This is a genomic window from Hoylesella pleuritidis, from assembly GCF_963541955.1.
Taxonomy (GTDB): domain Bacteria; phylum Bacteroidota; class Bacteroidia; order Bacteroidales; family Bacteroidaceae; genus Prevotella; species Prevotella pleuritidis.
Genome location: NZ_CAUTUT010000014.1, coordinates 41,074 through 54,260, shown reverse-complemented (window position 1 = coordinate 54,260; position 13,187 = coordinate 41,074). Strand labels below are relative to the sequence as shown.

General features: G+C 49.5%; 10 protein-coding genes. 4 read left to right on the top strand and 6 right to left on the bottom strand.

Going from position 1 to position 13,187, the window contains the following annotated elements:
* From mutS to RWY97_RS07225, 3 genes are all read right to left on the bottom strand, one after another.
* On the bottom strand, positions 1 to 2,616 hold the full coding sequence (gene mutS, locus RWY97_RS07235) for a DNA mismatch repair protein MutS (RefSeq protein ID WP_315566365.1): 2,616 nt from the start codon (positions 2,614 to 2,616) through the stop codon (positions 1 to 3).
* A gap of 2 nt (positions 2,617 to 2,618) precedes the next feature.
* Entirely contained in the window at positions 2,619 to 3,905 is a 1,287-nt protein-coding gene (locus tag RWY97_RS07230) for a histidine-type phosphatase (RefSeq protein WP_315566364.1), read from the bottom strand.
* Positions 3,906 to 4,018: 113 nt separating this feature from the next.
* The gene (locus tag RWY97_RS07225; RefSeq protein ID WP_315566362.1) at positions 4,019 to 4,621 is read right to left on the bottom strand and encodes an HU family DNA-binding protein; all 603 of its coding nucleotides are present in this window, start codon (positions 4,619 to 4,621) and stop codon (positions 4,019 to 4,021) included.
* Positions 4,622 to 5,229: 608 nt separating this feature from the next.
* Here RWY97_RS07225 and RWY97_RS07220 point away from each other — a divergent pair.
* Together RWY97_RS07220 and RWY97_RS07215 are read left to right on the top strand one after the other, a co-directional pair.
* Positions 5,230 to 6,417 carry an acyloxyacyl hydrolase gene (locus RWY97_RS07220; protein WP_315566360.1) on the top strand — a complete coding sequence of 396 codons (1,188 nt, stop codon included), beginning with the start codon at positions 5,230 to 5,232 and terminating at the stop codon, positions 6,415 to 6,417.
* 68 nt (positions 6,418 to 6,485) lie between these two features.
* Positions 6,486 to 7,355 carry a PfkB family carbohydrate kinase gene (locus RWY97_RS07215; RefSeq protein ID WP_315566359.1) on the top strand — a complete coding sequence of 290 codons (870 nt, stop codon included), beginning with the start codon at positions 6,486 to 6,488 and terminating at the stop codon, positions 7,353 to 7,355.
* Here RWY97_RS07215 and RWY97_RS07210 read toward each other — a convergent pair.
* Complete coding sequence (locus RWY97_RS07210) at positions 7,348 to 8,160, bottom strand: ABC transporter ATP-binding protein (protein WP_315566358.1); 813 nt, start codon at positions 8,158 to 8,160, stop codon at positions 7,348 to 7,350. The two genes, RWY97_RS07215 and RWY97_RS07210, sit on opposite strands and share 8 nt — an antisense overlap.
* Before the next feature lie 109 nt (positions 8,161 to 8,269).
* Between RWY97_RS07210 and RWY97_RS07205 the strand changes: the two genes are divergently transcribed.
* Complete coding sequence (locus tag RWY97_RS07205) at positions 8,270 to 8,674, top strand: hypothetical protein (protein ID WP_315566356.1); 405 nt, start codon at positions 8,270 to 8,272, stop codon at positions 8,672 to 8,674.
* A gap of 90 nt (positions 8,675 to 8,764) precedes the next feature.
* On the top strand, positions 8,765 to 10,375 hold the full coding sequence (locus tag RWY97_RS07200) for a pseudouridine synthase (RefSeq protein WP_315566354.1): 1,611 nt from the start codon (positions 8,765 to 8,767) through the stop codon (positions 10,373 to 10,375).
* An 88-nt stretch (positions 10,376 to 10,463) separates the two neighbouring features.
* Here RWY97_RS07200 and RWY97_RS07195 read toward each other — a convergent pair whose 3' ends face one another.
* Together RWY97_RS07195 and RWY97_RS07190 are read right to left on the bottom strand one after the other, a co-directional pair.
* Entirely contained in the window at positions 10,464 to 10,958 is a 495-nt protein-coding gene (locus RWY97_RS07195) for a pyridoxamine 5'-phosphate oxidase family protein (protein ID WP_021584155.1), read from the bottom strand.
* An 8-nt stretch (positions 10,959 to 10,966) separates the two neighbouring features.
* Positions 10,967 to 12,628: a putative transporter gene (locus RWY97_RS07190; RefSeq protein WP_315566352.1), complete on the bottom strand. Its 1,662-nt coding sequence runs from the start codon at positions 12,626 to 12,628 to the stop codon at positions 10,967 to 10,969.
* Positions 12,629 to 13,187 lie beyond the last annotated feature (559 nt).

The window sequence follows — 13,187 nt, the reverse complement described above, 5'->3', positions numbered from 1 at the left end:
TCACGATTTCCCTCCTACAATCTTCTTGATATCGTTAAGCTTATTGAGCGCCTCGACAGGCGTAAGATGATTGACGTCGAGTCCCAGAATCTCGTCTCGGATTTGGCAAAGCACAGGATCGTCAAGCTGGAAAAAACTGAGTTGCAAGCCTTCCCGACTCTCGTCGAGATGCTTTACGCCTGCCTTTCCGGCCGTTCCCACATTACTGTTGTCGGCTTCCAATTGTTTCAGAATGACATTGGCACGTTTCACGATGCTCTTAGGCATACCCGCAATTTCAGCTACGTGGATACCAAAAGAATGTTCCGAGCCTCCGCGTTCGAGTCTTCGGAGAAAGATTACCTTATTATTCACCTCCTTAACACTGACGTTATAGTTACGAATACGCGCAAAATTTTTCTCCATCTCATTGAGTTCGTGATAGTGAGTGGCAAAAAGCGTACGCGAACGGGCCTTTGAATGCTCGTGCAAATACTCCACAATGGCCCACGCAATGCTGATTCCGTCATATGTACTTGTGCCTCGTCCCAACTCGTCAAACAGCACAAGCGAGTGCGGCGACACGTTGTTGAGAATGTTGGCAGCCTCGGTCATCTCAACCATAAACGTAGATTCGCCTAACGATATATTATCGCTGGCCCCCACACGAGTAAAGACTTTGTCTACCAAACCCACCTTGGCACTCTCGGCCGGGACAAAACTACCCATCTGAGCAAGCAATACAATCAATGCCGTTTGCCGCAAGAGAGCCGACTTTCCGGCCATATTCGGACCCGTAATGATAATGATTTGCTGCTTGTCGTTATCGAGCAGGATGTCGTTCGGCACATATTGCTCGCCCGCCGGCAGTTGAGTCTCGATCACAGGATGTCTTCCCTGTTTGATATCGAGCGTATCTTCGGTACAAATTTGAGGCCGGATGTAGTGATGATCTTCGGCCGCTTTGGCAAACGAAAGCAAGCAATCGAGTTGTGCAATGACATTAGCATCGATCTGAATCTGCGGGATAAACTCCTGCATAGCCGTTACCAGTTCGGTGAAGAGTCGTTCTTCAAGCGACCGAATTTTCTCATCAGCTCCGAGAATCTTCTCTTCATACTCTTTCAACTCTTGTGTTATATAACGCTCGGCTTGTGCTAACGTCTGCTTACGAACCCACTCTTGCGGAACCTTATCTTTGTAAGTGTTGCGCACTTCAAGGTAATAGCCGAACACGTTATTATAACCCACTTTGAGACTTGCAATACCCGTCTGCTCGATTTCACACTGTTGAATCTGCAAAAGGTATTCGCGACTGTTATTAGAGATGCGTCGAAGCTCATCGAGTTCGGCGTTGAATCCATCTGCAATGACATTACCTTTAACGAGTAATTGCGGCGGATCGGGTTGGATTTCACGCTCGATGCGATCTCGAATGCTCTCACACAGATTCAATTGTTCACCGATCTGCGTCAAGCTTTCATTCTTTGCGTGAGTGCAAGCTGTTTTGATAGGGGCGATAGCCTGCAAAGCGTACTTTAACTGAACAACTTCTCGCGGTGAGACTCGGCCCACGGCGACTTTTGAAATGATGCGTTCCAAATCGCCAATGCGGTGGAGTTGTTCATCGATACACTGTCGGAAGTCGGGCTCGCGGAAGAAATATTCCACACCGTCAAGTCTTTGTTCGATGCGCTTCTCATCTTTTAAAGGAAACACCACCCATCGTTTCAGCATCCGACCGCCCATCGGTGTCACCGTCTGATCAATGACATCGAGCAACGATGCACCGTCTTCCTGCATCGGTTGGAGCAATTCCAGCGAGCGGATTGTGAATTTATCAAGGCGTACATAGCGTTCTTCCTCAATACGACTGAGCGACGTGATGTGTGCGATGTGCGTATGTTGGGTCAGTTCGAGGTATTGAAGAATAGCACCCGAAGCAATGACTCCGCTTTTTAAATGCTCCACACCGAAGCCCTTTAAAGTCTTTGTGCCGAAATGTTTTAATAGTTTCTGCCGTGCCGACTGTTCCGTAAAAACCCAATCGTCAAGCTCAAACACACAGAATTTAGTACCGAATTGCCGTTCAAACTCGGCTTTATACGCCCTGTCATACAGCACTTCCTTGGGCGAGAAATTGCCTAAGAGCTTCTCAATGTAATCAAACGACCCCTCATCGGTCAGAAACTCGCCCGTAGAAATATCCAGAAATGCCACACCGCAAGCCGCCTTCCCGAAGTGTACGGCAGCCAAGAAGTTGTTTTCTTTATAGTTCAGCACAGTGTCGTTCATCGCTATTCCGGGCGTAACCAACTCCGTAATACCGCGCTTGACCAACTTCTTGGTGAGTTTCGGATCTTCAAGCTGGTCGCAGATTGCCACTCGTCGGCCCGCACGAACTAACTTCGGGAGGTAAGTATCAAGTGCATGATGAGGGAATCCGGCCATTTCGATTCCCTCTTTACTGCGTTTCGTAAGCGTGATTCCGAGAATCTTGGCTGCCACTACGGCGTCTTCGCAATACGTTTCATAGAAGTCGCCACAGCGAAACAACAACACTGCGTCAGGATATTGGTTCTTAAACGAAAAGAACTGCTTCATCATCGGGGTTTGCCCCACGTCTCTATTTGCCATTATTATTTACCCGAATAAGCGTCGAGTTTCTTTAAATAATAGTCCTTGAAATCGCGCCAATGATAATACGGGGCGATATCGGTTTTGATGGGGAGCGTTGCCTCGTCTTCACAGAGCAGCACCTTGAAGATGACGTCTTTATCGGCCGGCGACTGGCGATAAAACACGAATTGCAGATTAGAAGCCATCGGAATGATTTTGTAATCACACCAGTTCGCATCGTCCAATTGCTCCAAATCGCTGATCTGCCGACCGCAGCCATTGAGATCCAACAGGCAGGTAAGCGGCAGCACCATCGTGTCGTGTCCATAGCGGAGCGTAGCACCGGGATGTGGAAGAGCAATACAACTGTCGGCCTCGACGATGATTTTACGCAACAAATTACGCTGGGAGAAAGGCTGAACATTACCGCTGAGCGGTGACGGACCGTAAGCAACATACCAATAAGCGTTGTCTTTGAGCCAATTGTCATAAAGCTCGCCCTGCGTAAAGAGGTCGTAGAGCGACAGCTTATGCCGCAGCTCGGTACTCTGAACATTGCTTGCCAACTTATAAAGCATACGATTCAACTGCGAGGCATCGATGCTGTCATGCCAGTAGGCTTCGTCATTGAAAATCGTCTGCATCACCCGCTCATAATTGTCGTGCTTCTTCGAGAACGCCTCCAACGCCTCGTTAACCGCCGGAGCAGAGCGTTTGGCTCTCAGAGCCGTATCGTTCAGATTCATATAATACATATCGTGGTGACTCGCATCGTGTGTAATCTGCAACTGCGGATTAGCAACGAGCAACTGCTGCAACGCATTTTCCATCGACAGAATACAACGAATAACTATCGTGCTCTTGGCATCTACATTCGTTTTTCCTGCAAAAACTTCGGGGAATCGTTCATACATCCGCTTCGCAATCGCCTTATGTTGCTCGGCACCCCGCTGTGTCAGCTCGCCGTCGCGACGATAAGCCTCAGCGCGAATCAGCCCCACCTTGCGCAACACATCCTTACCCGCAGACGTCAGCTTACCCAGACTGTCGGCACGCATCAACACCGAATAAGGCCAGTCATAAGCCCGCGTACCGATCAGATAGCGCGACCCGTGCCGCCCGTAGTGGCTGATATAAAACGGCCGATACCCTTTGGGCGCCGGCGTGAGCACCTTTTGCGGACCAGGATAAGCCACATAGTTACCCGCCGACAGATTCTTGTCTTTCTCGAAATCCTTACGTGCCTGCTGTGCACAAACGCAGAGCGTAAAAAGCAATGATGCTAAAACGATGATATTTCTTTTCATAAATCAATGTTTTTTAGTGAATGCAAACTTACGGAAAAAAATCCACTTACCGCCTCATCCCCTATCAAAATATAACATTTTTCGTGATTTTACATAAGCTCTTTGCAGCACACTCACCCCTCGCCTCTGACATAAATCTTGCGGTAAGTCGTGCCCACGTTTTGCAACTTGCCCGACCGCTCCAGCTCTGCGACAAGGCGGTAAGTCCCCGAGCGCGAAAGATGCAGCTGCCCCCGCAAGTCGCCCGTCGTAATGAACGACTGCTCGGCAAAAAGCGTTGCAAGCGCCGCCTCCACCTCTTCCGGCGTGGGAACCGAGTGCAGTGCAGACTGATAGGTAGCATTCTCGAAGTCGGCCCCCGACATCGCTTTCAGAAACGACTTTTCCGGACGGAAGTTCACGGTGCGCACCGCAGGATTGCGCAGCCGGAAGCGATGCGACCGCGGGTCTTCATACACCTCACCTCCGACAGACAGCGAGAAATACCCGATACCGTCCAGATAAACGCGGTTGCCCAGCGCCAGCTGGTCGAGCATCTCCGTTTTCAAAGCCTCGAGCACCCCGACCAAATCGGCCAGTGTCAGCGACGTAGCCCGTTCGATGTGCCCCTGCATCTGTTTCAGTCCCACAGTTCCATATTCCATCGGAACCACCTTAAAGTCGGCATTTTTCGGGAGTCCTCCCGTCGTCTTCAACAATTTGTAACGTACAGCCATAGTTCTCTTTTCTTTTGGTTAAACACAGTTTTCTTGTTCCGGCAGATACCGTTTTTTGTCTCAACGAGGTATCCTTTTCCCTGTCAACAGCGCACCGTTTTCCTTATCAATAACACATCGTTTTTTATTTCAACAGCGCACTGTTTTCTCTTTCAACAACATATCGTTCTCTTCCCCTATTAGGTATCGTTTATGAACGATATTAAGGAACTCCTTTTGTCATTCCCCTTAATTGATAAATGTTTCATCGTGATGAGAAATAATTTTCATCGTGATGGTACGAACGTCTCATCGTGATGAAAATTTCGTACCATCACGATGAAACTGATATCGATTCGGTACAAAGATAATACTATCTACGGAATAAGCAAAGATAACGATCAAGAAAAACGCATAATCGCAAAATATTTATGCCTTGGAAGGGGGTTATCTACTCCTGGCTTGCCAGTGCATCCTGATCGCATTGCACTCCGCCATCGCCGGTTCCGGTCTATCGCCGGCAGATTCGCCCGTACGGCTTCTGCTTAAACCGGCGAGGTGATTTGTTCGCCCTCATTTGCACGCTCGGAGAGATTTCGTTATCTTTGCATGACGAAAGAAACCTAAGGATGAACAAACATATTTTGATGATGGCACTGCTGGTGTCGGTAGCGGTTGATACTGCTGCACAGGAAGCCGACTCGCTGCAAGTGGGAGGGCCGATGATTCATCGGGTCGAGGCAGATGTGCTGCCCTCGATCATTCTGCATACTAACCAGTATCTGCGCGGCAATAATCCTGAGGGGCGGACGATGAACCACGCGTTTACGGCCCGACTGAAATACGCATTCCAACGGCCGCAAGATAACGAGCGGACAGCCGTTTACAAGGGGGTATACCAGGGAGTGGGCGTGGCTTATCACGACTTCAATCCGCAGTTGGGGAATCCCCTCTCGGCTTTTATCTTTCAAGGGGCACAGATCAAAAGCATCGCACCGCGGCTGTCGTTGAATTATGAATGGAATTTGGGTCTGACGTTCGGCTGGCATCCTTTCGACCCGCAGGATAACCCGGAGAACAAGGTAATCGGCTCGAAGGTGACGGCTTATATCGACGTTGACCTGTATCTGCGCTGGCAGCTGGCCGACTGCTTAGATGTGAACTTAGGCGGGTCGATCACTCATTTCTCGAATGGCAACACGACGATTCCCAATGCAGGACTCAACGTTTTGGGCGGGCGAGTGAGCGTGGCGTACTATGTCAATCGGCGTCTGAATCGGCAGCTACATACGCAAGTCGTTTCGCCGCTGCGCAGGCACGTAGACTGCGACCTCGTGCTTTACGGCGCGTGGCGCAAACAAGGGTTTTATTTCGATCAAGGGCCGGTGGCGCTGCCGGGCAGCTACGGCGTGTTCGGCTTTACGCTCAATCCGCTTTATCATCTCAACCATTGGTTCAATGCAGGCGTTTCGGTCGACGGCGTATACGACCGAAGCGCGAATCTCTATTTCGACGGCGATTATATCGTAGGCGAGGGGGAACAAGACGCCAAGTGGGAACACGTGCGGCGGCCGGCGGCTATCAAGCAGATGGCCTTGGGACTGTCGGCCCGCGCAGAGTTCGTGATGCCTTATTTTACAATCAATCTCGGCTATGGACACAATATTGTCAATGCACGTGGCGGTCTGAAAGGATGGTATCAGATGCTGGCCTTAAAAGTAGGCTTATCAAGGCGTATCTTTGCAAACATCGGCTACAGTCTGCACGACTTTAAATACCCTAATCACCTGATGCTCGGCGCGGGTGTACACCTGTGAAATTTAGACACAAGAATAAAAGGATAAAGGAGCCACCGTATTGTTCTTTGAATAATAACATAACTGAAATGACAGACATTTGCTGCATCGGACACATCACTCACGACACGATCATCACACCCAAGACGAAGGTGGAGATGGCAGGAGGTACGTCGTTCTATTTTGCTCACGCCATTCGCCAGCTGCCGCCTGCTGTCTCGTTCCGCTTGATCACGAAGGTGGGCAGCGATGCCTTGCCCGAGGTGGAAAGACTACGCACGGCGGGCGTCGACGTCACGTGTTATCCCAGTGAGCACACCGTCTATTTTGAAAACAAATACGGCACCGATGCTAACCGTCGCACCCAGCGCGTGTTGGCCAAGGCTGACCCGTTCACCATCGAAGAACTGCAAGACGCAGAGGCTCGGATCTTTCATTTAGGATCGCTTCTCAACGACGATTTTTCACCCGAAACGGTGCGCCATTTGGCTTCACGCGGACGTATCTCGATAGATGTCCAGGGCTTTCTACGCGAAGTTCGCCGAATGGAAGTATATCCCACAGATTGGAGAAATAAAGAAGAAGTGCTCGGGCTGACCGATATTCTCAAGCTCAATGAGCACGAAATGACCGATATTTCGGGCTTGCACGACCCACGCACGGTGGCTCGTCAATTGGCCGAATACGATGTACGCGAGGTCGTTATCACACTGGGCAGTTACGGTTCGCTGATCTATGCCGAGGGGCGGTTTTATGAGATACCTGCTTATAAGCCCACGGCGATTATCGACACGACAGGCTGCGGTGATACGTACAGCGCAGGATATCTTTACTGTCGGTCGCAAGGCATTGGGTACGAAGTATCGGGTAAGTTCGCCGCTGCAATGTGCACGCTCAAACTCGAACACAACGGGCCATTCGATCGAACGATAGAGGAGATTCGGAGAACGATTATATGATATGCAGCGATAGATCGTTGGTATCAAGCACGATGTCTGTTCGGGCAATGTAACGGCTGATAACGCCCTGCGAGACCAATTCGGCAGGTGTACCGACGGCCAGCCCTCGTTCGCGGTCGAGCACCCAAAGCGTATCGGCAGTCTGTAAGGCCAACTCTAAATCGTGTGTCGAAAGCAGAATAGTCTTGTCTCTTTCACGAGCTAATTTACGTAGCAACTGCATCACATCTACCTTACTCGGGAAGTCGAGAAAGGCCGTCGGCTCATCAAGCAAGATTATAGGTGTCTGCTGAGCCAGTGCCTTTGCAATCATTACTTTCTGCCGTTCGCCGTCGCTGAGCGTCTGAATCATCCTGTCGGCGAGCATCGAGATTCCTACGAGTTGCATTGCCTCGTTGACAATCCGACGGTCTTCCGCAGTAAGATTACCCCAGAATCCCGTATAAGGCGACCGCCCTAAACCCACCAACTCGGCCGCAGTGATGTTCTGCACATCGGGCTTTCCCGTCAGCACGACACTGATTCGGCGAGCCAACTCCTTTTTCGTCAGCCGCCGAATCTCATCGAATTGGACGGTTCCATCAGCTTCCTTCCCCTGTCGGGCTATCCGGATTTCGCCCGATAAAGTGGTTTGAAACCCGGACAACGTGCGCAGCAATGTAGACTTCCCCACACCATTCGCACCGAGCAAACCCGTGAGTCGGCCGCTCATAATCGCCCCGTCGAGCCCCGTCGCCACAGCTTTCGTCTCACCGCCTCGTACCGAATACCCCACCGTTACACCTTTCAATCTAATCGTTTCCATACGGCAAAGATAGCGAAAAGATGTTACTGACGACAGCATCTCTCCGTTTTATTTTGTAACTTTGTATCCACTCTATAATAAAGAAAGAAAAGATCTAATTCTCGAAAATATGCTGCAACGCGATTACATTATGCGACTGATTCAGGAATTTATGGCTGCTGTTCAGAAATTCTTAGAAAAAGAAGAGGGCGAAGACAAAGACTTGGCTCTGCGAGACTTATATAAACAGTATGTGGGCGATTACGAAACCATACGTAATCTCTCCATAGATGAAGCTCTGCTTTATGCCCGCGAGCAATGGGAAGACGATCAACAGCAGGAGCGTTTGGAGATGTTGGCCGAACTTTATTATGCCGAAGGTTGTGGCAAACAGGCTCCACTGCGCAACATTCTGCTCGAAAAGGCTTTCCAGTTGTTCGACTATCTCAGTACACACGATAAAACTTTCAACCTCGGCCGACAACAGAAGATGACACAAATCCGGCAGATTCTGAATACAAAAGCCACTAAATGACTAAATGATTAACCGTTAATAGTACAACGATTAACAACTAATTATAACGCGAAAAGCCGTGAAGTGCATCGTTATGATCAGCAGCCTATTATGATATTTCATCCTTTACATTCAGAGATTCATCGCCCGCGGCTGTTCAATAATCCGTTTTACTACGAACCGCACCCGCTTTGTCGTCTTGCCGTCGATCATCTTCGGCAGTGTATTGAAACCCAAACGGCGTGGCAAGAAGAAATTGCACGAGGTAAGATGTTCGGTGTGTTGGTGGTGGAAAAACCATCAGGCGAAATAGGATATCTTGCTGCCTATTCAGGACAAATCGGCGAACGAGCCGACTGGGAAGGCTTCGTTCCGGCTGTATTCGATTACTTACAGCCGACAGGTTATTTCAAAACGGAAGAAGAAAACATCTCGCGTATCAATCAGGAGATTACTTGTCTGGCAGCGTCTCCGCAACGACAAAAAGCAATCGAACAGTTAGCGACGATACGCGAAGAAGCCAAACAGACCATCGAACAATATCGGCAGCAGATGGCAGAGGCTAAACGCAAGCGTGATTTAAGTAGAGAACAGGGCACGGGAAACGGCGGAGAGGAAGCCCGGATACGTGAAAGTCAGTTTATGAAAGCCGAACTGCGACGGTTGAAAAAGCGTTCAGCAGCACGCATTTCAGCAATGGCAGCAGCAGTACAGACCTTTGATACCGAGATAGAAAAACTGAAAACAGAGCGTAAACAGCGATCGGACGACTTACAGAATTGGCTTTTTCAGCATTTCCGAATGCGCAACGCGCAAGGCGAAGAACGCGATTTGATAAGCATCTTTGCCGCTGCCGTGCAACGCATTCCGCCCTCAGGAGCCGGCGAATGTTGTGCACCGAAGCTCTTGCAGTATGCCTTTCTGAACAAACTTCGCCCGTTGGCAATGGCCGAATTTTGGTGGGGGGCATCGCCGAAAACAGAGCTTCGCCGGCATCTTCACTATTACTCGGCGTGTCGGGGCAAATGTAAACCCATCTTAGAGTTTATGCTTCGAGGAATGGATGTAGCCAAGAATCCATTGGATTCACTTGAAAAAAAGACATTGGAGATTGTTTATGAAGACGCGTTTTTGGCCGTCGTGAACAAGCCCGAGGGGATGTTGAGCGTGCCGGGAAAAAGTTGTCGCGAGTCGGTTTACAGTTTGATGCGTGCTCATTGGCCTGACGCCGACGGTCCGTTGATGGTTCATCGGCTCGATATGGCAACCAGCGGGCTACTCGTTGTGGCCAAGACACAGGCCGTTTATCGTCTGTTGCAGATGCAGTTTGCGCGTCGCGAAATCGTCAAACGCTATGTGGCGCTCCTGGTTTCAAGGCCGAAAGTAAGTTCGCAGGGTACGATTACGCTTCCATTATGCCCCGACCCGCTTGATCGGCCACGCCAAATCGTAGACAAGGAGCACGGCAAAACCGCCATTACCGACTATCGAATCGAAGATACTTCGGGCCCTTTCACCCGCATAACGCTATATCCCCATACGGGCCGCACACATCAGTTACGCGTGCATTGTGCCCATATCGACGGACTGAATGTGCCGATTGTGGGCGACGTTTTATACGGCTCGCAGGCCGATCGGCTCTTTCTGCACGCCGCAGAACTCACGTTCACCCACCCCATCACGGACAAACAACTGACATTTACACGTGAACCGGATTTCTGAAAACACTCACTTCCCATTCAAACAATTGATTGCAGGCTCGTAATAACCATTAAAGGGAAGACACTTTCTTTATAGAAGGGAAGCTGATTCAGTCTGCCATAGGCACACATTTACGCTTACCCGAAAATTCAGTAAAGTCTACTCGGATGATCTCCACACGATGAAAGGATTTGTGCGCATACTTATCACCAAGCTCTTTGTCATCAGGCGACAACTTATCTATCAGCAAATGGAGGGCCCTCATCTTCTCTTCATCGCTCAGACCGACATATGCCCGACCTCTGAACAACACACTCTCATATTCTGTCGTGAACTTATTGGGCAGCAGATGAACACGCCCCACGATGACGAACGACACCTCTGCGTGCTTTGCAATGGCGCGAAGTTTAAAGCCTTCGGGGGCACAATGAATGTAGATAGAATCTTCGCCATTCCACACGTGATTGACGGGAATACCGTAAGGGATACCGTTTTCGTCGATCATCGACAGCACGCCGTATTCCGAGTCACGCAAAAGCTCGCGGGCACGAACCTCATCCATCAGTCGGTCTCGCCGCCGAACGGTATCGTTTACATATTTCATAGCAGCCTCTAAGTAAAAAACATAATCAGCATTTGGGCGATAATCACGCGGACGAACATCCCCAACGGATAGACCGACGCATAACTCACAGCAGGCATTTCACCCTTAATCGTATCGTTGGCATAAGTCAGTGCCATCGGGTTAGCCATCGAACCACACAGGATTCCACAGATAGATCCGAAATCGAGTCGACCCATTCGCAAGGCAACTAACCCTACAAGCAATACCGGAATGAGCGTAATCAGGAATCCGACACCTACCCATAACAGTCCTTCGGGCCGCACAATGGTCTCGAAAAACTGGCTGCCGGCATCCAAACCAAGGCATGCCAAATAGACCGAAAGCCCCAACTTGCGCAGCATCAACGATGCAGAACGCGTAGTATAAGAAATAAAATGCGTACGCGGTCCAAGCGATCCGACCAAGATTCCGACCACGATCGGGCCGCCGGCAATGCCCAATCGCACAGGAACCGACATCCCGGGGATATTCAACGGGATAGCTCCCACGATGAGACCAATCAATACTCCGAAAAAGATCGAACCCAAATTAGGTTCGTTGAGCAACTGAACGGCATTGCCGAAAAATCTCTCTACGTGCTCCACATCATCGTGTTCGCCCACCACAGTGACGCGATCGCCATACTGTAAACGCAAGTCATTGGTGGCCAACAGCGTAATATCGCCTCGCATCACACGGCTTACATTCACGCCGTAGGTACTGCGCAGCTGCAGCCTTCCAAGTTGTTTACCGTTCAATTCAGTACGAGAAACAACGATAACTTTCGATTCTACGACCTTGTCTATCCTGTTCCAATCTACCTTTTCAGCATTCCAATCCGTCTCAACTTGCTTTCCGAAGAGCAGCGTTATTGCCTCAACTTCATCGTCTGTGATAACCATCATCACGTTATCGCCCGTATGAAGCTGGGTAGTCGACAGCGGAACGATGACCTGTTTACCGCGCCAAATGCGCGAAATAATGAACTTGAAGTGGGTCATAGCCGACACTTGCGCCAGCGTTTTACCATCAAGTGCCGGATTGATCACCACAAACTGCCCCACATAAGTATGGTCTTCCTCGGCGTCGGAACGCGCTTTCAGGTCGTCAGGACGCACAAAAAGCTTACGCAGAAGCACCATTGCAAGAATCACGCCGACCACACCGAGTGGATAAGTAACAGCACATCCCAATGCAGCACCACCCGTGGGGAGACTCATTTGCAGCAAAGCCTGCTGAGCAGCACCTAATGCCGGCGTATTGGTTGTGGCTCCGCAGAGCAGTCCGATCATATCAGTCATCGGAATTTTCATAATCTCACAGAGCGCTCCGGCCATCAAAGTGCCCGACAAGATGACTGCTAAGCTCCAGAGATTAAGCCTGATTCCCTCGTGACGAAGCGAACCGAAGAAGTTGGGACCTACTGAAAGGCCCAGCATATAAACGAAAAGCGAGAGGCCGAACGTCTCTATATAATCGAGCGTTTGTGCATCGACACGCAGTCCGAAATGGCCGGCGATGATGCCAATAAAGAACACAAAGGCGCTGCCCAGCGATATTCCAAAGAAGCGCAACTTGCCCAAAGCGAGTCCGAGTGCGCAGATCAGCGAAATCACCACAACGGTTTGTATCGATGAATGCACGGTAAATAAGCTGCCCAGCCAGTCCATTTGTCTGCCGTCTTTTGTTGATTGATTGCTGCAAAGGTAGCGCAATTCGGAGAGAAAACAAAGTAAACATCCCTTTTTTTCAACAGAATCACAACTTGTCGTGCCATTGTTTGATGGGCTCCGGAACGACGTTTGTCGCCCCCTCCGCCTATCTTTATGTGTCAAAATAATTTACCTTATAACATCATTAATACTTCGATATTTTCCTGCTACCCATTATCCGTTCGCAAATACACGATTTTCAGCGATTTGATAATTGGCTGATTATCAATAGGTTTATACTTATTGACGATTTATATAGTATTGAAATAGGGTACGAAAAGACGTTAATCGGCAATAGAAAAGCTGTTTCCGACGACGCAATCAACCGCTTTTGAGTATCCAAGAAAGCATTAGTCACCCTCTCTTATGAAATAAATCAGATAACAAGAGGTGATTCAGACGCTTACGAAAGCATTTTCACGCGCCGGAACAGAACATTTATCCGATGGTCTTTTGTCAACGTTTTTCATATTATTCCGCATCATACAACATACTCGATTGCAGTTATCAGTCTTTT